Genomic DNA, 20,076 nt, shown 5'->3' with positions numbered 1-20,076 from the left:
AGAGTGTTTAATTTGTGCGTAAAGTAAGTAGTAAGGTGGCGGGTGTTGATCTACCATTAGATAAATGTGTTCCTTTTTCTTTAGCTTACATAAAGGGTGTTGGCGTTTCTTCAGGTAATAAAATTTGTGAAGCTTGTGGTATTTCAAAAACCTTACGTGTTTCAGATTTAACTGATGAGCAAATAAATGCTGTTAATGGACATATTAGGGAAAATTATGTAGTTGATGAAAACTTAAAAGACAAGGTTTCTAAAGATATTAGACTTTTAGTAAGTATAGGTTGTTATAGAGGGGTTAGACATAGGATGCATTTACCTACAAGGGGGCAAAGGACCCATTCTAATGCGAAGACTTGTAGGCGTTTGATTACTATTAAGAGGTAGATTGAGAGATTGAGATTATGAAAGAAATATTAAAGAAAAAATCGGTAGCCATAAAGAAAGAAAGGGTGATTGATGGTATTGCATATGTTTTAGTGACCTTTAATAATTGTAAGATTGTTATTGTAAATGCTATTGATAAACGTGTAATAAAATATACTTCTGCTGGTGTTCATGGTTTTAAGGGGGCAAAGAAGTCTACTCCTTATGCAGGAAATACAACTGCTGAATCTATCGCTAAAAGTGCTGTGGAGGATGGTATGAGAACATTGCATGTGGTAATGAGTGGTGCTGGTCTTAGTGTTGGACCGAGTAAAGATGGTATTGTTAAAGCTATGGAAAGTGCTGGCCTTTCAATAATCTCTATTAAATATAAAACTTGTATTCCACATAATGGTCCTAGGTTAAGAAAGAAAAGAAGAGTTTGACTTGTGCTATTAATTTTAAAGGATATTTATGTCTTATGTTGTTGATGATAAGTCTTGTATCACTATAAGTGATAAAAATAGTATTGCTAAGCTTGCTGTAGGCGAAGTGATTGTGAGGGGAGGTTATCATGAGGGAGATGTTATTTTAGACCCACTGGAAAGAGGTTATGGTTTGACTTTGGGGGCTGCTTTTAGGCGTATAATGCTCTCTTCTTTAAGTGGACCCGCAGTATATGGGGTTGAAATTGACGGTGTTTCCCATGAGTTTACTTCAATTTCTGGAGTAAGGGAAGATGTAACTGATATAGTGCTTAATATAAGTAAACTTTGTGTTAGATTGTCTTCTGTGGATAAAAAATGTCTTTACTTGAAAGCAAAGGGTCCATGTGAAATAAGAGCTAATATGATAGAAAGTGATGGTGAATGTACTGTGCTTAATAGTGATCTTTATATATGTACACTAGATAGTAATACAAATTTTAAAATGAAAATATATATTGATAGCGGTAAAGGTTATGCTTCAACTGTAGGGTGTGAAAGAGAAGAGACGGGACTTTTTACCAATTCAATAGGTTTTATTCGTGTTAACGCTCTGTATAGTCCTGTTAATAAAGTTTCTTTTACAGTAGAAAATAGTCGTGTAGGTCAAGTTATTGGTTATGATAAGTTGATCATGTCAGTAAAGACTAATGGCTCTTTATCTCCTAAAGAAGCAGTAGCTTTAGCTGCAAAAATCTTACAAAGGCAGCTTCTACCCCTTGTTGATTGCAACGATGTTGAGCTTACAAAGGTTAAAGATAGTAAAAAACTGCCATTTGATCCTATTTTGCTATCTAAAGTTAGTGATTTAGAGTTTTGTACTAGAGCTCAGAATTATTTAGAAAAAGAAGGTATAGTCTATATTGGAGACTTAGTGCAAAAGAAAGAGTATGATATGCTTAGAGCTCCAAGTTTTGGTAAAAGAACATTAGAGGATATAAAAGATAAATTAGCTGAGAAAGGTTTATCTCTAGGAATGTCTATTCCAAACTGGTCTCCTTCTGATGATATTAAAAAATTCGTTGAAAAGTATTCAGATTTATCTTCTAATTATAATGTGGATACTAAGAAACATGTTGATAGGTAGGTAATTTATGAGGCATGGTATAAATCAGAGAAAACTTAATCGTACTTCCAAGCATAGGTTGGCTATGTTGCACAATATGTCAATGTCTTTAATTGATCAGGAAAGAATTATTACTACTTTACCTAAAGCTAAGGAGTTGAGGCCTTATGTTGAAAGGATTATCACAGTTGCCAAAACGCAAGATAATTTGCAAGGTAGGCGTATTTTATATTCAAAAACAAAAGATACAGTACTTGTTAAGAAATTATTTACCGTTCTATCTAAACGTTATGAAAATCGCAATGGCGGTTATTGTAGAATAATGAAATATGGTTTTAGAAAAGGAGATAATGCTCCCTTAGCGGTTATAGAGCTTGTTGATAGAGATGTTATTACTGAAAAGAAAGGCTAATTTGTCATAATATTTAAATTTATGGGTTTAATAGTGAATAAGATTAATTTACCTAACTGTGTTGGTTATGTTGGTGAGGTGATAGTTTTGCTTTTTTTAAGGTTAAAATTGTACAATATTATTAAACACCGTTATAGGTGCCATTTAGGAGAAATAGATATAATTGCATGTAAGAAAAATAAGCTTCTCTTTGTGGAAGTAAAGACTAGTTTATTTAGTGATGAAATTCCAATTTCTAATTTTCAATGTAATGCAATAATAAGCTCTGCTAAATATTTTGTTAGTCTAAATTCTAAGTTTCAGAAGTTTATATTAAGTTTTGATTTTTGTTTTTTATCATTAAGAAGGTTACCTATTTATATAGAAAATGCTTGGATAGAGTAGTAGATGCTATCTTGGTTATTAGCTTAAGTTTTGTGATATGAGAAAAAATAAGTTTGAAAAACTAATATTGTGCTATGTCTATGCCTTATTTGAATTATCAAATGAAGAACTTGAAGTTGTTGAAAGGGACATACAATTTTTGTTGAATTTTTTCACAAATGAAAAAGAGGTGGTTTTATTTTTTCTAAATCCAGTTAATTCTGCTAAAATAAAAAGTGATGTTATATCTCTTTTAAAAAATCATATGAGTAATACCTTACTAAATTTTATGATCCTGATTGTTAATAATAGACGTTTTTTCTTGTTAGAAACTATTTTTAAGAAGTTTTTAACTTTAATAAAAAAGTTCAAAAATAAAATTGACGTTGTTGTGACATCTACACTTTCTTTAGGTAAAAGTGACATCAAGCTCATTAGTAATTCTATGTCTAGTTTTGGTGAAGTTATTGGTCTCACTAATATTGTTGATCCTTCTATTTTAGGCGGTTTTGTAGTTAAGATAGGTTTTATGGTTATTGATGCTTCTTTAAAAAGTTATTTAGGAAGGTTATTGGAGGTAAGTAAAGAGGCGGTTTTATTAAAGGGAGTTTAATATGAGTATAGATGGCTCTGAAGTATTAAGTGTTATAAAGAAAAAGATTGAACAATATAGTGTACATATAAAATATGAGCATGTTGGTGAGGTTGTTTCAGTTGCTGATGGTATAGCGATAGCTTATGGTTTAGAAAAAGCTAAATTTGGTGAAAGGGTGGTTTTTGCTAATGATATAGAGGGAATTGTTCAAGGTTTAGATGGTGATATTACTAATATAATAGCATTTAGTAACGATTGTAATATTAGAGAAAAAGATGTTGTTAAGTGTACAGGGGACGTTATTAAGACTAATGTAGGCTTTGAATTATTAGGCAGAGTAGTTGATTCTTTAGGTAATCCAATTGATGGCAATGGAGTGATAAAGAGTAACATTAAAATGCCAATAGAGTCAGAAGCTCCAGGTGTAATAGAAAGGAAATCTGTTCACGAACCTCTTCAGACAGGAATTAAAATTATAGATGCATTGATTCCAATAGGTAGAGGGCAGCGTGAACTAATAATCGGTGACAGACAAGTTGGTAAAACAACAATTGCACTCGATACTATAATTAACCAAAGAGATATCAACAGCATAAGTGGTAATGATCAAAAAGTATATTGTATCTATGTAGCGATTGGGCAGAAGATATCTACAATTGCAAGGGTAGTGAACAAGCTTAGGGAAAGTGGAGCACTGGAGTATACCACTGTTGTTGCTGCAAGTGCATCCGATCCAGTATCGCTTCAGTTCTTAGCACCGTATGTTGGTTGCGCTATGGGTGAATTTTTTCGCGATAATGGCATGCACTGTCTTATAATTTATGACGATTTATCAAAGCATGCTATTGCATATAGGCAAATGTCTTTATTGCTTAGAAGACCTCCAGGACGTGAAGCGTATCCTGGTGACATATTTTATATTCATTCGCGTCTCTTAGAAAGAGCTGCTAAAATATCTGAAAAAAAGGGGTCTGGTTCTTTAACTGCACTACCTATAGTTGAAACACAAGCTGGTGATGTTTCTGCATATATACCAACAAATGTGATCTCTATTACTGATGGGCAGATATTTCTTGAATCGGAGTTATTTAATAAGGGGTTCTGTCCTGCAGTGAATGTTGGGCTTTCTGTGTCAAGAGTTGGTTCGTCTGCACAAGTGGATTCTATAAAAAAGGTTGCTGGATCTATTAAATTAAATTTGGCCCAGTACAGGGAATTAGAGGATTTTTCTAAGTTTGGTTCTGATTTAGATTATCATTCTCAAGCTGTATTAGATAGAGGAAGACGTTTAATAGAGCTATTAAAACAGAAACAGTATTCACCTATTCCGGTGGCAGAACAAGCTGCCATTATATTTGCTGGTATAAATGGTTATTTAGATAGTGTAGATATTAGGGATATCAGTAGATTTGAACGTGATTTTATAGCATGTTTGCGTAATAGTTATCCAAGTGTTTTAAAAGTCTTGTCAAAAACTATAAATGACGATATAAAAATTAAAATGTCCGGTATTTTGGAAAAATTTGTATCTGATTTTAATTAATTTAGAATATTTATGGGTTTAAAGTATGGGAACTACTAAATTTCCAATAACTAAGCTTGGTTTAGAACGTATGAAAAATGAGCTTGATGAGCTAAAAAAGGAAAGGCCAAGTATGATTAAAGCAATTGCTGATGCTCGAGATCATGGAGACTTATCTGAGAATGCAGAATATCATGCTGCACGTGAGAAGCAAAGTTTCATTGAAGGGCGTATAGCTTATTTAGAGGATAAGCTTTCTCATGCTGAAGTCATAGATACTAACAGTTTTTTAGGGAGTATTGTTGCATTTGGTGCTACTGTTGAGTTATGTGTAGATGGTGATCCAGGCAAAAAATGTGTTTATACAATTGTTGGTGAGTATGAAGCTGATATTTCAAAACGGCTAATATCAATTACATCTCCTCTGGCTAGTACTTTAATTAGTAAGAAAATAGGAGATACAGTTGAAGTTGAAACTCCTAATGGTGAAAAATTATACACTATAGTAAGTATTGAATTTAAATAAGCTTTATTGACTCTTAATTTGAAGTAAGGTATTACCTAATTAATCTTATAACTTTGGCTTTATAATGAGTTCATTAGAAATCTCCCCTATAGAAGATATACTAGGAGATGCACTGCAAGGAAAGTTATTTATACTTGTTGATGATGAAAATAGGGAGAATGAAGGTGATTTGGTTATCTTGGCAGAGAAAGTTAATGTTGAAGCAACTACTTTCATGATAAGACATGGTAGTGGTATTGTATGTCTAGTGCTAACAAGTTCACGTGTGAGTGATTTAGGGCTTGACCTTATGTCGAGGAGAAATGTTGGTAATTATCACACGGCATTTACTACTTCTATAGATGCAAGATGTGGTATTACAACTGGAGTATCTGCTCAAGATAGAACTCATACGATACTTACTGCTATTGATAAAAGCAGTACAGGAGATGATATTACAACACCAGGTCATGTTTTTCCTTTAATTGCAAATCAGGGTGGTGTTTTAAAAAGGCGTGGTCACACAGAGGCTAGTATTGAAATAGCACGTATAGTAGGGCTAGATCAGTCAGCTGTAATCTGTGAGGTAATGAATCAAGAAGATGGTTCTATGATGAGGTTACCTAACCTTTTGGAGTTTGCTAAGGAACATAAAATCAAATTAACGACTATTGATAAGTTAGTTAAGTTTATGGAAAATTCATAATTTGTAGATATGGCAGTTCGTTTGGGAATAAATGGGTTAGGTAGAATAGGTAATAATATACTACGTGCTGTTTATGAGGTCGAAAAGTACAGCAAAGTGAAGGTTATGGCTATTAATGGTTCTATGGAGGAAGAAAAGCATGTACATTTACTAAAGTATGATTCTGTCCATGGTAAGTTTAAATATAAGGTAGCAGCAGAGCAAGGTGCAATTGCGGTAGAGGATGATAGATTACCTTTTTATCGCGAGCGCAACCCTAAAAACGTTCCTTGGAGTAAGCACGGAGCTGATATTATTTTAGAGTGCACAGGTGCATTTAACAAAAGGGATGAAGCAAAAAAACATATAAGTTCTGGGGCAAAAAAAGTTATAGTTTCAGCACCTGTGACAGATGCTGATGTGACGATAATATATGGTGTAAATAACGACGCTTTAAAAAGTGAGCATGAAGTAATTTCAGCTGGCTCGTGTACAACAAATTGTTTAGCTCCTATCCTACAGGTTTTACATGATAGTATTGGTGTAAGTAATGGTTTTATGACAACTATACATGCTTATACCAATGATCAGAATATTGTTGATGGTAGCCATAGAGATTTGCGTAGGGCGAGGGCTTGTATGCTTTCTATGATACCTACAACTACTGGAGCAGCTAAAACCATAGGTTTAATTATCCCTAAATTACAAGAAAAGCTAGATGGAGTGGCAATTAGAGTACCAGTTGCTAATGTATCTTTGATTGATTTGAAGTTTACTTCAGAGAGAAATGTGACAATCCGAGAGTTGAATGATATTTTTAAAAATGCTGCTAAAAATGAGAAACAAGGAATACTTGCTATATGCGAAGAACCGTTGGTATCAGTAGATTTTGTTCACAATTCACATAGTGCTATTGTAGATCTTATGGGCACACATGTTATTGACTCTACTTTATGTAGGGTTGCTGCATGGTATGATAATGAATGGGCCTTCTCGCTTAGAATGTTGGACATTGCCATTTTATTAGGTCAAATGCTTAAGTGAAAAAAATATCAATTTTGGAACACTTAATAGAACTCAGAAGAAGAGTCATTTTTTCTTTTTTGATTTTTTGTGTCGTTTTTTGCTTCTGTTATTATTTCTCTGACAAGATGTATGGTTTTCTACTTGTACCTTTAATAGACCTTGAAGGAGATAATAGTGAATTTTCTCTTATATATACTGATTTAACAGAAGCTTTTTTTGTTTATCTAAAAGTTGCAGTTATGTCAGCACTGCTGTTTTCTTCTCCTGTTTTTATATGGCAATTTTATATGTTTTTAGCGCCTGGGCTTTATAAAAATGAAAAAGATATTTTATTGCCATATCTAATTGCAACACCATTATTATTTGTTTTGGGGGCTGCTGTAGCTTATTATTATATATTTCCTCTAGCATGGAAGTTCTTTATTGCTTTTGAAAATAGTAGTCCTACAGCAGGTACTATTCCAATAGAATTTATGCCATCGGTAAGTGAATATTTGGATCTTGTTATTCAACTAATGTTTGCGTTTGGTACTGCTTTTCAGGTGCCCATATTGCTTACTCTTATGACAAAAGCTGGTATAATTACTGCAGAAGGTTTAGTAAATAAGCGTAGAGTAGCAATAGTTATAATATTTATAGTTGCGGCTGTTTTAACTCCACCTGATGTCTTAAGTCAAATTGGGCTAGCAATACCAATGATGATACTGTACGAGATTTCAATACTTATTTGTAAGTATATGGAAAAAAAGTCAAAAAAGAATTCTAACAAATAAATATTAAGTTTAACAAAAAAGTAAATACAATGTTAAGATCAGCTAAATCTTATACTAAGATGATGTAAAGCTGCTTTACCTTTGCATATTATATAATTATTATAGCGCAAAATATAGGGGGATACAATGCTAAGTAATGACTGGAGAGTTAGACAACAAGGGTTGTTGCATCCTATAGGGGTAAGAAAAGAAAGGATGCGTGAAAGATTAGAAGCAAGATATGATAGGGCAGCACACATTCCTGGAACTTCTGCGTACAGAAATAGGGAATGTATGGATTCCATAGGTAATGCTGTAAGCAGTTGTTATTGTGGGCCAAAGGATACCAAATCAGGTAAAGTTGCACGGGTGTTATGTGGGCTATCTGTAGCGTCTGTAGCAACTGGCATTTGTGGAATGGGAACAGGTGTTTTACCTTATGAAGTAGGGTATAGTTTGGGGTACGCAGGAATGGCAGGGTGTGGTATAACACCTTGTGTTGGCCATTCTGGTAAATGTTGTAACACTGAAGCATCGTCTTCTAATGCGCAAGCTGCTACACAGCTACAACCAATATCAACACAGCCAAGTGCTAGTATGCACCAAACAAGTACTGCTCCTGTGGCAGCACAGGTTCACAGAAAATAATATTTCAAAACTTTTTTATAAAAACTCAAGATATGCTAGATTGTAGTACTATGTGTTATTATTAGCATATAAAAATCACCTAAATATTTCACATCTCTAAATTTCTAGTCTCCTAAGAGACTTTCATCAATTTCAATTTATTTCTTTAAAAATCAATCTTTATAATGGAGGATTTATATGTCAAATTTAAAATTTGATTCTGGTGTAAATTTTTTTGACCATTTTGAAACTGATCCACTGCTAGATGACATCGAGAGGTATCGTTCACTTTGGAAAGCAGTAATATTACAAGCAATAACTGATTCAATTAGTAGTAATAGAAGAACAGAAATACAACTCGAAAAGAAAAAAGCAACTGCATGGCTGTTTGATTTTAATCAAGATTTTGATGTTGTATGTGAGTACGCAGGCTATAAACCAGCTTATGTTCACAATAAAGCAAGATTCATAATTAAAGAGAAACTGAGTAAGTTGGAGTACGGCTATCAATACCATCAAGAAAATTCCACAGTAATTTAGCTCCAGTTGTTGCTCCTTCATGTGCCTCATTTTTTTGCTTTTTATCTAATTCATCAATTAGATCTGCGCATTCTTCTGAATGCCATTCATCAGCTGTAATATGAACCTCAAAAAACTTTAGGCAATCTTTCATATTATCTACCTTATAGTATTTCTCTAGCCCCTCAATCTTTGATTTTGCAACTTCTGGTACTTGTCGTTCATATGCGTATAGAGCGCCTAACCCTTTAGCATAAGAATCTCTAGATAACTTGTGATAACCATTAACGAGATTACTAGTACCGCCGAGCCAGGTGGAATTTAGTACTGATTCTCTTGTAGCACTAATGCTTTCAGCAAAACGCATCCACAGCTCAGGATGATTTTCCTTACCTCTTTCTTCTTCTATTAAATTTTCAAGCAATACTTGCCTAGATTTTAAATTGTTGCATTGAGAATGAATTGCACTGATATAACAAGGAAAAGCTTGAACATGATGATAATACTGCTGGGCATATTTTTGTAGGGTTGAAAAAGACAGCTTGCCCGTGCTCCATTGTTCATAAAATGGATGATTAAGTAAACTATATTTAGCAAGTTCATTATTAAGATTGTCAATAAAGCTCATGGATAAAACTTTCAATTATATTTATAAATAATACCTAACTTAAAAAAATATGCAATAAGGTTAAGAGATGGAATAATTGATAGAAGTTAAAAACCATTTCGGTTGTGATGATGTTATGTTCTTCTTAAATTGCCATCTGTCCTCAACTTTATTAATTTTTGATATGCTTCCAGAAATAATTTCACCTGATTGATTTTTAGTATAGTTAATTTGCTCAGAACGGAAGTTTACTGCAATGAAAGCTGTATTTTTTATCAATTTAACTTCTACAATTTTTTCTGACTTTATCGACACAATAGTTGATTCATGAATTTCACTCAATTCTTGATGCTTTTTGATTTCCTGCTCAAATAAAGAATATAGATTACTGTCAAGTAAGGATTTCAATTGTTCTAGATTGCCTGTATTAAACGCTTTAATGATTAAATCAAAAGCTGCAGATGCACCTCGCATGAAACTTTTAACAGAGAAGTTTTTATCTTTGCTTTTTATGGCAGCAATGCCAGCCTTTATTAAATCATCATTATTTTGATCAATATAATCAGTTATATTTTCATCTTTATTCTCTTCATCTTCTATTTTAGCACGGTTATCTACAACATTGCTGTGCTGATTTTTAAAACCTAAAATTGGTGCTTTCCCTAAGGAGTGATATAACCTTGAAAAAATGAAAACTGCAATAAGTGCATATACTGCTAGCTCTATCATAAATGCTAACCTTTGTGTAATTTCATAATTATATTGTAATAAATGTACATTAATCAATTACTATTAAATTAATTTGTTATTTAAAATATAAGTGTAATATACTTAGCTTAAGAATGGTTAAACTAGAGAATTATGACAGAAAGAAAATTAAAAATCAAAGGTCAGTATATTAAAGACTTTTCATTTGAAAATCCAAACTCTCCAGCTGTGTTTCAACTTTTAAGTAAATCAGCACCTGATGTTAAGGTAGTGGTAAACGTTGGTTCAGCAAAATTACAGGCAAAAGAAAATGAGGAAAGTAAAGAATCCTTTCATGAAGTGACATTACATGTTGATATAAAAGCAGCTGCTAAAGCAGATGCTAACGAAGTTGATGTTTTTCGTTGTGAGATAAAGTACTGTGGTGTGTTTTTACTTGAAAGTCAAATTGATGAAGAAGAGCTAAAGAGAACCTTGCTGATAGAAGCTCCTAGTTTCCTTTTTCCTTTTGCTAGAGAAATAATAGCAAGAGTAGTAGGAAGTGGTGGTTTTTCTCCTATAATGCTTGATCCAATAGATTTTGCAGCTATGTATGAGCAACAATCTCAAAAAAGTGCCAATCAACCTTAAAAGAAGTAGTTGTAATGAGTAATGTAAATTCTTTAAACACTAAGTTATCGTTGAATATAGCGAATAAATCATATCAGTACTTCAGTTTAAAAGCTGCTGGGGATTTCTTTGGTGTAGATGTAAATAAAATACCTTGCTCGCTAAAAGTGTTGCTTGAGAATTTGCTTCGTAACGAAGATGGAACAAGTGTTACACTGGATGATATAAAAGAGCTGTTAAGTTGCGCTAATGGCCATAGGAAGCACGAGATTAATTATAGACCAGCAAGGGTGCTAATGCAAGATTTTACAGGGGTTCCGGCGGTAGTGGATTTAGCCTCAATGCGCAGCTATATGCATAAGGGAGGTAAAAGGCCTGAGGTAATAAATCCTCAAATACCTGTAGATTTAATTATTGATCATTCTGTGCAAGTAGATAGATTTGGTGATAACCTATCATTTGAAGCAAATGTTGAACTTGAAATAAAGAGGAATTTAGAAAGGTATAGATTTTTAAAATGGGGCCAATTAGCATTTAAAAATTTCCGTGTAGTTCCACCTGGAGCTGGTATATGTCATCAAGTTAATCTTGAGTATTTAGCACAGGTTGTTTGTATAAAGGATAATATGATATATCCGGATACATTGGTTGGTACAGATAGTCATACAACAATGATTAACGCTCTTTCAGTGTTAGGTTGGGGCGTAGGTGGTATAGAGGCAGAGGCTGCAATGCTTGGTCAAGCAATAACTATGCTAATTCCAGAGGTTATAGGTTTTAAGTTAACAGGTAATCTGCCGGAAGGCACAACCGCTACAGATTTGGTGCTTACAATTACTAATATACTGAGAGATAAGGGGGTTGTGGGAAAATTTGTAGAATTTTATGGCAATGGACTTGATAATTTATCTATTGCAGATAGGGCAACCATTGCCAATATGGCACCTGAATATGGTGCAACTTGTGGGTTCTTTCCTATTGATCAAAAAACTTTGGACTACTTATATTTAACTGGGCGATCTTCAGAATTAATAGAAATAGTAGAAGTGTATGCTAAAGAACAGGGTTTATGGCGTACAAACGGTGAGCTTCTTTTTATGGATAGGGTGGAGCTTGATCTTTCTCAAATTGAGCCAGTTATGGCAGGACCAAAAAGACCGCAGGATAAAATTTTTTTATCACAAGTTGCAAAATCTTTCACTGATCTAATTAAGTCAGAAGGAACAAATCATAGAGAAGGAACGCTTAAAAATGGTGATGTAGTAATTGCAGCAATAACAAGCTGTACAAATACCTCAAATCCGAGTGTTATGATTGCTGCAGGTCTTGTGGCACGTAATGCTCAGAAGCTTGGGCTTAAGTCTAAACCATGGGTTAAGACATCGCTTGCTCCAGGATCTAAAGTCGTGACAGAATACTTACAAAAATCTGGTTTGCAAGATAGTTTAAACGCCTTAGGATTCTATTTAGTTGGTTATGGCTGCACAACATGTATAGGTAATTCTGGGCCGTTGGACGATAATATTGAAGCAGGAATAAAAGACAATAACTTAACAGTTGCAGCAGTATTATCTGGAAATCGTAATTTTGAAGGAAGAATCCACCCTTTAGTTAAGGCTAATTATCTTGCATCTCCACCATTGGTTGTAGCATATGCATTTGCAGGTACAGTAAATATAGATCTTACTAAAGATCCAATATGCAAGGATGAGAAAGGAAAAAATGTTTATTTGCAAGATATATGGCCGACAAATCAAGAAATAGAAAACATAGTAAGTGAAGTTGTTACGCGCGATATGTTTGTTCAAAAGTATAAGGGTATTTTCTCTGAAGATGAACATTGGCAGCAAATAAAAACTGAGCAGAGCGTTATTTATAATTGGGATGAGAAGAGTACTTACATACAAAATCCTCCTTATTTTGAGAATTTTTATTCAAAGCAAGGTATAGAAATTGAAAATGCTAAGATACTTGCAATTTTTGGAGATAGCATAACTACAGATCATATATCTCCTGCAGGAAATATTGCTGTTGGTACTCCAGCAGCAAATTATCTACAAAAGCATGGGGTTAATTTACAGGACTTCAACTCCTATGGTGCACGCAGGGGCAATCATGATGTGATGATGCGTGGTACTTTTGCTAACATTAGAATACGTAACGAAATGGTAAGTAGGGAAGGGGGGTATACTAAGTACTCTGGAGAGGAAATGTCAATTTTTGATGCAGCTATGCTCTATAAAAAAGACAATACTCCCTTAGTTATAGTCGCAGGCAAAGAATATGGTACGGGGTCAAGTAGAGATTGGGCAGCAAAAGGTACACTGCTTCTTGGAGTGAAGGCAGTGATTGCTGAAAGTTTTGAGCGTATACATAGGTCAAATTTAGTTGGTATGGGTGTGCTACCGCTAATATTTTGCAGTCAGGTAAATAGGAAAATATTTGATGGCGATGAAGTAGTGAGTATAAAAGGAGAGTTGAAACCTCACGGTGAGGTTGATTGTACTATTAAAAAACAAGATGATACTCTACAAAATATAAAACTGAAATGTTGTATTGAAACTGCAGCTGAAGTTGAATATTTCAAAAATGGTGGAGTACTGCATTATGTTTTGTTGAATATGCAAAAACTTGCTGAACTGCTTTAAATTACTGAGCTAACTTGCTTTGTCATTTTTGGTTTTAACACCTAATTTGGATTATTGTAGGAAAATGTGTGATCAAACTTTTTCCTCTTAGCATTTGTAGTATATGATTCAGATGAACTAGATGAATCCGCATTTAATACTCTTTTAAATTGGTTTGTAAAAGATCCGGAAAGGCTGGAACTTGGACTTGGTAAACCTGTTGCTAATGTGCTATATCGCGATGTTCCAGAAAGGCTGGAGCTTGATGAACCTAGAGTTGCTGACATGCTATGTTGCGATGTTCTAAAAATGCTAGACTTAGGTGAGCTTACACCTAACCTTCTAGATAGAGGTATTGTGTAGACGCTAGGTGTTAATAAATCAGGATTAGGCAATATATTATGTATAGATTTTAAATCAGAAAGAATAGGTCTGCTAGATTGAAGCTTATTTTCTAGTATTTGATGATTAACAGACGAATGATTATTAGGAGGACAGAGTTGTACAATCGCTTTATTGTCAGACTCCATGTCTGTGGATAATGGATGCATAACATTTAATGCAAATGACTTCAGTTCTTCTGAACTTGTAAGATTAAAAAATGTTTCCCCATGTAAGTTTTTTATATTAGGGTCAGCACCATTAACTAACAGTAGTATTGCTATATCTACATAACCTTTACTTGCTGCTAACATCAATGGAGTATTCTGCGCATCTTCTTGTACATCAATATCAGTGTTACACTTTATCAGTAGACCAACTATGTCAGCTCGTCGTGCCAACACTGCTAAGTGTAATGGTGCGCGTCCAGGACAATTTTTGTCATTGATAATCTCTTTTGTTAACAATGCTTTGATTATATCTAAATTACATTGTGCTTGAATTGCTCTGTGAATAGGAAGGGAATAATGACTATAGGTGGTAAGTTTTGCACCCTGCTTTATTAAAAGCTTAACCATATCCAATTGTTCATCTTTTGACATTTTCTTATATGGGTTTTGTTTTGATACTATTGTACTTAGTATTGTCTCTTTAAGTTTATCCTTTGTTTCAAGATCAGCTCCAAGCTTAGCTAACTTTTCAACCATTGGTAAGTTATTGTATAAAGCAGCCAAGAAAATAGGTGTTCGCCCAAGCTTGTCTTGTGCGTTAATGTTCATTCCTAAATCTAGTATTCTAATCAATTTTTTTATATCACCATCATGCACTGCTTCAAGGAGCCGTCTTGTTAACATTTCAAATTTTTCTTGTGAACCAATCATTTTCTCCCCCTATTTGATTTCTAAAATGTTGAGCAGTATGTTGAGCAGTATATTGTATATCAAATATAGTATATTAATCAATATATAAAACTGTATTGAAATTGCAATTGAAGTTGAATATTGTGAAAGTGGTAGGGTGCTATATTATGTTTTGTTGAATGTGTAAAATAGACTATTTTAAATATTTAAATTAAAGGGTTTCTTAAATACAAAATCTTAGCCAGGCCTATAGTATGCCTCCTACTCAGTTTATGACGTACTAGAAGACCTATGTAGCTAGCACCGACTTTTTGCATCTGTATGTCTTGATAAGTTATACAATCACTTAAATCTAAATCATTTTTGTGGATAATTTCAGGCTCCGATATGGGAATAAGCTCATAGTTAAAAAGTTGTGTGTATACAGAGTCATAATTAGCGTCAATTATGGCTCTGATGTTTTTATGACCTGAGTGAGTGCAAAATATTCCATACGCTTGAGCCTCCAGCGTATTTACTCCATAAAGCGGCTTTTGTATAACAAGATTAATACCTTGCGCTGCAGATAAACCAGCCCTCACTCCAGTAAAACTTCCTGGTCCAACAGCTACAGCTATGCAGCCTATTTTGCTGTAGTTATAATTGTGCTTACTAAAAAGTAGTTCTATTAATTTAAATAAAGATTCAGAATGGGAATTATCACAACCACCACTTTCAGTGTATTTATTGTCATTATAATCAATTATTGCTACTGAAGATCTTGTACTTGCTGTATCAATTGCCATTATGATCATTTTTTTAATTTTTTATAAAGTTTGGTAAATAGCATGGCAAATGCACCGTTACCCATAACATTAGCTGAAGTAATAATTGGATCAAGTAACATATAAAGTGTGGTAATAAGCGATAACATCGCCGGAGAAAATTTTAGATATTGTTCTAAAACAGGAAGCATAACTATTATTCCTCCCCCTGGAACTGCAGCAATAGCAAATTTTGATAATAAAAAGAAAAATAGAAAAACAGCGTGATCTGCTATATTTAAAGAATGTTCATTAAAGGATGAAATTATCACTAAAGTTAAAATAATAATAAAAAAACAATCACCAATAAGGTGAATACTTACTGTTGCTGGAATAACAGAAAATATGATATCACGCTCCTTTGTATTTTTTTCACTTCCTACTAAAGTCATAGGCATTGCTGCACTGCTTGACATAGTAGTGATTGCAGTGATAAATGCCGGCAGCATATTGTTAATGCTCATAAGCCAATCTTTTATTTTAAAAGAGTTTGCTGTTCCATATAACAAAAAGACATAAAAATAAGTTACAAAAGTAGTGATAATAAGGCTAATAAAATAGCTATTAAACATGGTTGACAGTACCTGATCATGCAATAATTTAAGTACAAATCCTAGTATAAAAATTGGTATTATTGGTGAGAGAACCCTTTTCAAGAAAAATAAAGCTCCTTTAAGTAATTGATCACCAATAATTTTACCCTTTTCAGGAGAAGCATAAGATAAGATAACACCAAACACAAACCCTAAAAATAAAGCTTGAAAATTTGAAATCATTGTTGGTAACTTGAAATGCCACAAAGGAGAAAGGTCATCTTTTACTTGTGCAATATTTGGTATAACAGAAGTATCCTTAAGTATTATATAGCCAGCAAAATAAGCAAGAAGGCTAGACAATAAATTAGATAAACAAACTGTAAACAATAATAATATAATGAACTTAAAAGTATTAGTTTTTAAATTACTAGAACTACTGAGAGTTAGAGTAAAAACAATAAAGGGTATAACAAATATTAATATTGATTTGATACTTAAGCTAATTGAGTATAGCAATGCTTGAATTTGAGTAGGAATAAAATTGCTAAAAAGCGCTAATAAGGCAATAAGTACAAGAATTAATAACTTTAACATATGCATTAAATTGGATATCACTGCACCCTGAGCGATTCGAACGCCCGACCTTTTGATCCGTAGTCAAATGCTCTATCCAGCTGAGCTAAGGGTGCTAAATTTAGTTTAACATGCTAATTAACTGATGCAATTTTTATTTGGAAAAAGTAAATAATTGACTGTATAGACTTGTAATGATAAATTATATAAAAAACTGAAGGGATTTTATGGCAAAAGGCGGAAAAGTCGCAAAAACTGCGAGCAAGAATAATCCTACACAACGTAATAAGGGTACTGCTAAAAAGTTATATGATGGTAAGTCGATAAAACCTGTGATGTATATAGACAGATCTTGCGGTGTAAGATATGTTGCAGCTCAATATGAAAATGGTAGTATAGTTGAAGATAAAAGTGGTAACCCGCTGAAGTGGTCTAATATTTGAAGTGACTAAAGTGGTAGAAGTTACTATAAATTCTATAAAAGCTGAAGTAGATCCTGGAGTAACTATACTACAAGCATGTGAACTTGTGGGAGTTGAAATCCCTCGTTTTTGTTACCATAAACGCTTAAAAATAGCTGGTAACTGTCGCATGTGTTTAGTTGAGGTGGTAGGTGGTCCTCCAAAGCCAGTAGCTTCTTGTGCTGCAGTAGTTGCTGAAGGTATGACTATCTATACAGATACACCTAAAGTTAAAAAAGCACGAGAAGGAGTGCTTGAATTCTTGCTTATTAATCACCCTTTAGATTGTCCAATATGTGATCAAGGTGGTGAGTGTGATCTTCAAGATATAACAATGGAATATGGTAGAGGGTTGAGCAGATTAGATGAGGTGAAAAGATCTGTTCCTAAAAAAGACTTTGGACCACTAATTGAAACTGCAATGAATAGGTGCATTCACTGTACTAGATGCACTAGGTTCTTATCTGATGTTGCTGGTACATATGAACTTGGTGGCATTGGTAGAGGTGAGAGTATGGAAATTAGTACCTATATACAAAAGCACATTAGTTCCGAGCTTTCTGGCAACATAATTGATCTTTGCCCAGTTGGTGCTTTAACTTCCAAACCTTACTCCTTTAAGGCACGTTCTTGGGAGCTTTCTCACTGCAATACAATAGATGTATTAGATGCAACTTGCAGCGCTATTAGATTAGATTATCGAGGTTTTGAAATTATGCGTGTTCTTCCAAGGACGAATGATGAGATAAATGAAGATTGGATCTCAGATAAAACACGTTTTTCATACGATGGTTTAAGAATGCAACGTCTTGATCGTCCTTACCTTAAGAAGGAAGGTAAATTAAAACCTGTTACATGGGATGAGGCTTTAACTGTAGCAGCAGAGAAATTAAAAGTCACTAAAGCAAATAGGATAGCTGCAATCAGCGGCGATTTAGCAGATTGTGAATCTATGTTGCTACTAAAAGAATTAATGCAGGGTCTAGGTTCTAATAATTTAGATTGCCGTCAAGATAAAGCTAAGCTAATACCCAAAAACAGAGGAGCATACGTTTTTAATACTACTATAGCTGGGATAGAAAATGCAGATTTATGTTTGCTCATCAATACAAATTTGCGTATAGAAGCACCAATAATCAACGCACGTTTACGTAAAAATTATCTAAGTGGAAATTTTATAATAGCAAGTGTTAGTCCTGACATAGACTACTTATATGATGTTGAAAAGTTAGGTGATGATCCTAGTATTTTGGAATCAATAGCAGAAAGCACACATACGTTTTGTCGTGCACTAGGTAATGCAAAAAACCCTATGTTAATTATTGGTCAAGATGCATTGATTCGAGATGATGCCAGTTCAATCTTAACTTTAGCAGGAAAGATTGCAGAAAAGTTTAATATGATACGTGAAGATTGGAACGGATTTAATGTGCTGCATAAGGCAGCAGGTCGTGTTGGTGGTATGGATGTTGGCTTTACTCCGAAAAAGGGAGGAAAGGATGTTGAACAAATATTAAACGCTGCAAACAGTGGAAATATTGATGTTATATATCTGCTTAGTGCAGATGAGATCGATATGTCTTCTTTAGGAAGTGCGTTTATTATCTACCAAGGACATCATGGTGATAACGGAGCACAAAAAGCTGATTTAATTTTACCTGGTGCTACTTACGTTGAAAAATCTGCAACTTATGTTAATACTGAAGGGCGAGCACAGAGAACTAGCGTTGCTGTTCCTCCACCAGGAGAAGCAAAAGAAGATTGGCTGATTATTCAAAATCTTTCTAAATATATTGGTCATTCCCTACCATATGATGATTTAAATGATGTGAGAAAAAAGTTAGAGTCAATCGGCCCGCAATTTCGCAATGTTAACAAAGTCATAAAAAATAAATGGGTTTCCATTGACTACAATATTAATTTAAGTAAGGTTCCTCTTTCACTCAGAGAATTTAACTTTTATATGACTGATCCTATTAGCCGCTCATCACAAATAATGGCAGATTGTACTAAATCTTTTTATAATCAGGGTCAATAATTTAGCAGCGATGTTTATTCTTATGCTGATATTGCTACCCTAAATATTTTATGGAATTTTCCAAATATTCAGGAATTGGTGCTGTAATTGTAATAATTTTATCATTTGGAAGCTTAAAAGAAATAGAATAAGCGTGAAGGTGCACTTTATTTGCAATACCAGCAATAAAAGCATTTTTTCCACCGTATTTACCATCACCAACAATGGGACACTTTATATAAGACATATGAGCACGTAATTGATGAGTTCTACCTGTGAGTGGCTTGAGCTTTAAATATGCAACTTTAGATTGCCATTTTTTTATTACCGAAAATTGTGTAATAGCACTTTGTCCTAGATTTTCATCAACAACTACTTTCTCTTGCCCAAAAACATACTTTTTGACTAAGGGAAGGTTTATAAAACCACTATTTTGAGTCGGTATTCCAGAAGTTAGTGCTAGATATACCTTTTTTATTTTGCGGCTTTTAAACTTTTGCATTAAATAACTTGCCGCTTCTGCATTACGTGCAAGTAATAAAACACCGCTAGTATCTCTATCTAATCTGTGCACAAGCTTGAGTTTTTCTCCTACTTTTATTTGATCTAACAAATCATTGATACTAATTTGAACTTTAGTTCCACCCTGTACAACTATTCCTTGAGGCTTGTTAATGGATATGATGTGCTGATCTTCATATAAAACACTGTTTTGTAATATATTAGCTAATTTTTCGTTACATTTTTTATTAGAGTTTAGATAAGAAACGTAGTCTAAATTTTCTATAGTTAAAGACTGACCAACTTTAGTTCTGTAGCTCGATCTAACTTTACAGCCATCAACCTTAATTAACCCTTTTCTTAATGACTTTTCTATAACGGATTGTTTAAGGTTAGGAATAATTCTACGAAGATACCTATCTATCCTTACATCATTACTATCTATTAATACATCCATTTTTGACATTATGTAGA

Annotated in this window: 23 protein-coding genes and 1 tRNA gene; 17 read left to right on the top strand and 7 right to left on the bottom strand. The window is 33.7% G+C overall.

Annotated elements, in window-relative coordinates:
* Positions 1–14: 14 nt before the first annotated feature.
* From rpsM to AACL19_RS05905, 13 genes are all read left to right on the top strand, one after another.
* On the top strand, positions 15–383 hold the full coding sequence (gene rpsM, locus AACL19_RS05965) for a 30S ribosomal protein S13 (protein ID WP_339045575.1): 369 nt from the start codon (positions 15–17) through the stop codon (positions 381–383).
* A gap of 17 nt (positions 384–400) precedes the next feature.
* On the top strand, positions 401–808 hold the full coding sequence (rpsK, locus tag AACL19_RS05960; protein ID WP_339045574.1) for a 30S ribosomal protein S11: 408 nt from the start codon (positions 401–403) through the stop codon (positions 806–808).
* Positions 809–836: 28 nt separating this feature from the next.
* Positions 837–1,934, top strand: a complete 1,098-nt coding sequence (locus tag AACL19_RS05955) for a DNA-directed RNA polymerase subunit alpha (protein ID WP_339045573.1) — start codon at positions 837–839, stop codon at positions 1,932–1,934.
* A 7-nt stretch (positions 1,935–1,941) separates the two neighbouring features.
* Positions 1,942–2,325, top strand: coding sequence for a 50S ribosomal protein L17 (rplQ, locus tag AACL19_RS05950; RefSeq protein WP_339045572.1), 384 nt, complete (start codon positions 1,942–1,944; stop codon positions 2,323–2,325).
* Between the two features lie 33 nt (positions 2,326–2,358).
* The gene (locus AACL19_RS05945; protein ID WP_410519855.1) at positions 2,359–2,709 is read left to right on the top strand and encodes a YraN family protein; all 351 of its coding nucleotides are present in this window, start codon (positions 2,359–2,361) and stop codon (positions 2,707–2,709) included.
* A 37-nt stretch (positions 2,710–2,746) separates the two neighbouring features.
* Positions 2,747–3,301 (top strand): ATP synthase F1 subunit delta, encoded by a 555-nt coding sequence (atpH, locus tag AACL19_RS05940; protein WP_339045570.1) that lies wholly within the window; start codon positions 2,747–2,749, stop codon positions 3,299–3,301.
* 1 nt (position 3,302) lies between these two features.
* Positions 3,303–4,826, top strand: a complete 1,524-nt coding sequence (atpA, locus tag AACL19_RS05935; protein ID WP_339045569.1) for a F0F1 ATP synthase subunit alpha — start codon at positions 3,303–3,305, stop codon at positions 4,824–4,826.
* A gap of 25 nt (positions 4,827–4,851) precedes the next feature.
* Positions 4,852–5,331 (top strand): transcription elongation factor GreA, encoded by a 480-nt coding sequence (gene greA / locus AACL19_RS05930; RefSeq protein ID WP_339045568.1) that lies wholly within the window; start codon positions 4,852–4,854, stop codon positions 5,329–5,331.
* A gap of 64 nt (positions 5,332–5,395) precedes the next feature.
* A complete protein-coding gene (ribB, locus tag AACL19_RS05925; RefSeq protein WP_339045567.1) occupies positions 5,396–6,016 on the top strand; it encodes a 3,4-dihydroxy-2-butanone-4-phosphate synthase in 621 nt (206 codons plus the stop codon).
* Between the two features lie 9 nt (positions 6,017–6,025).
* The gene (gene gap, locus AACL19_RS05920; RefSeq protein ID WP_339045566.1) at positions 6,026–7,039 is read left to right on the top strand and encodes a type I glyceraldehyde-3-phosphate dehydrogenase; all 1,014 of its coding nucleotides are present in this window, start codon (positions 6,026–6,028) and stop codon (positions 7,037–7,039) included.
* A complete protein-coding gene (gene tatC / locus AACL19_RS05915) occupies positions 7,036–7,794 on the top strand; it encodes a twin-arginine translocase subunit TatC (protein WP_410519854.1) in 759 nt (252 codons plus the stop codon). The genes gap and tatC overlap by 4 nt, the downstream gene beginning before the upstream one ends.
* A gap of 126 nt (positions 7,795–7,920) precedes the next feature.
* Complete coding sequence (locus AACL19_RS05910; protein WP_339045565.1) at positions 7,921–8,421, top strand: hypothetical protein; 501 nt, start codon at positions 7,921–7,923, stop codon at positions 8,419–8,421.
* A gap of 177 nt (positions 8,422–8,598) precedes the next feature.
* Complete coding sequence (locus AACL19_RS05905) at positions 8,599–8,940, top strand: hypothetical protein (protein WP_339045564.1); 342 nt, start codon at positions 8,599–8,601, stop codon at positions 8,938–8,940.
* Here the strand turns inward: AACL19_RS05905 and AACL19_RS05900 are convergent.
* Together AACL19_RS05900 and AACL19_RS05895 are read right to left on the bottom strand one after the other, a co-directional pair.
* On the bottom strand, positions 8,873–9,547 hold the full coding sequence (locus AACL19_RS05900; RefSeq protein ID WP_339045563.1) for a CADD family putative folate metabolism protein: 675 nt from the start codon (positions 9,545–9,547) through the stop codon (positions 8,873–8,875). The two genes, AACL19_RS05905 and AACL19_RS05900, sit on opposite strands and share 68 nt — an antisense overlap.
* 60 nt (positions 9,548–9,607) lie before the next feature.
* Positions 9,608–10,255: a Tim44/TimA family putative adaptor protein gene (locus AACL19_RS05895; protein ID WP_339045562.1), complete on the bottom strand. Its 648-nt coding sequence runs from the start codon at positions 10,253–10,255 to the stop codon at positions 9,608–9,610.
* Positions 10,256–10,387: 132 nt separating this feature from the next.
* On the opposite strand from AACL19_RS05895, the gene secB reads away from it, so the two are divergent.
* Both secB and acnA read left to right on the top strand, forming a co-directional pair.
* Positions 10,388–10,864 carry a protein-export chaperone SecB gene (gene secB, locus AACL19_RS05890; protein WP_339045561.1) on the top strand — a complete coding sequence of 159 codons (477 nt, stop codon included), beginning with the start codon at positions 10,388–10,390 and terminating at the stop codon, positions 10,862–10,864.
* Positions 10,865–10,878: 14 nt separating this feature from the next.
* Positions 10,879–13,491 carry an aconitate hydratase AcnA gene (gene acnA, locus AACL19_RS05885; RefSeq protein WP_339045560.1) on the top strand — a complete coding sequence of 871 codons (2,613 nt, stop codon included), beginning with the start codon at positions 10,879–10,881 and terminating at the stop codon, positions 13,489–13,491.
* A gap of 41 nt (positions 13,492–13,532) precedes the next feature.
* Here the strand turns inward: acnA and AACL19_RS05880 are convergent, their stop codons facing one another.
* The 4 genes from AACL19_RS05880 to AACL19_RS05865 all read right to left on the bottom strand — a co-directional run bounded on the left by AACL19_RS05880 (position 13,533) and on the right by AACL19_RS05865 (position 16,739).
* Positions 13,533–14,732: an ankyrin repeat domain-containing protein gene (locus AACL19_RS05880; protein ID WP_339045559.1), complete on the bottom strand. Its 1,200-nt coding sequence runs from the start codon at positions 14,730–14,732 to the stop codon at positions 13,533–13,535.
* 185 nt (positions 14,733–14,917) lie between these two features.
* Positions 14,918–15,505 (bottom strand): tRNA (adenosine(37)-N6)-threonylcarbamoyltransferase complex dimerization subunit type 1 TsaB, encoded by a 588-nt coding sequence (tsaB, locus tag AACL19_RS05875; protein WP_339045558.1) that lies wholly within the window; start codon positions 15,503–15,505, stop codon positions 14,918–14,920.
* Positions 15,502–16,644, bottom strand: a complete 1,143-nt coding sequence (locus AACL19_RS05870) for a cation:dicarboxylate symporter family transporter (RefSeq protein WP_339045557.1) — start codon at positions 16,642–16,644, stop codon at positions 15,502–15,504. The genes tsaB and AACL19_RS05870 overlap by 4 nt, the downstream gene beginning before the upstream one ends.
* A gap of 21 nt (positions 16,645–16,665) precedes the next feature.
* A tRNA-Arg gene (locus tag AACL19_RS05865) sits at positions 16,666–16,739 on the bottom strand.
* A 111-nt stretch (positions 16,740–16,850) separates the two neighbouring features.
* On the opposite strand from AACL19_RS05865, the gene AACL19_RS05860 reads away from it, so the two are divergent.
* Both AACL19_RS05860 and nuoG read left to right on the top strand, forming a co-directional pair.
* The gene (locus AACL19_RS05860) at positions 16,851–17,066 is read left to right on the top strand and encodes a hypothetical protein (RefSeq protein ID WP_339045556.1); all 216 of its coding nucleotides are present in this window, start codon (positions 16,851–16,853) and stop codon (positions 17,064–17,066) included.
* 10 nt (positions 17,067–17,076) lie between these two features.
* Entirely contained in the window at positions 17,077–19,122 is a 2,046-nt protein-coding gene (gene nuoG, locus AACL19_RS05855; protein WP_339045555.1) for an NADH-quinone oxidoreductase subunit NuoG, read from the top strand.
* A gap of 34 nt (positions 19,123–19,156) precedes the next feature.
* Here the strand turns inward: nuoG and AACL19_RS05850 are convergent, their stop codons facing one another.
* Positions 19,157–20,059: an RluA family pseudouridine synthase gene (locus tag AACL19_RS05850; protein ID WP_410519853.1), complete on the bottom strand. Its 903-nt coding sequence runs from the start codon at positions 20,057–20,059 to the stop codon at positions 19,157–19,159.
* Positions 20,060–20,076: the final 17 nt, after the last annotated feature.

This window comes from Candidatus Mesenet endosymbiont of Agriotes lineatus, assembly GCF_964019585.1.
In the GTDB taxonomy this organism is placed as follows: Bacteria; Pseudomonadota; Alphaproteobacteria; order Rickettsiales; family Anaplasmataceae; genus Mesenet.
Note: the sequence above shows the minus strand (reverse complement) of the source record. Positions and strands in the feature narration are given on the sequence as shown.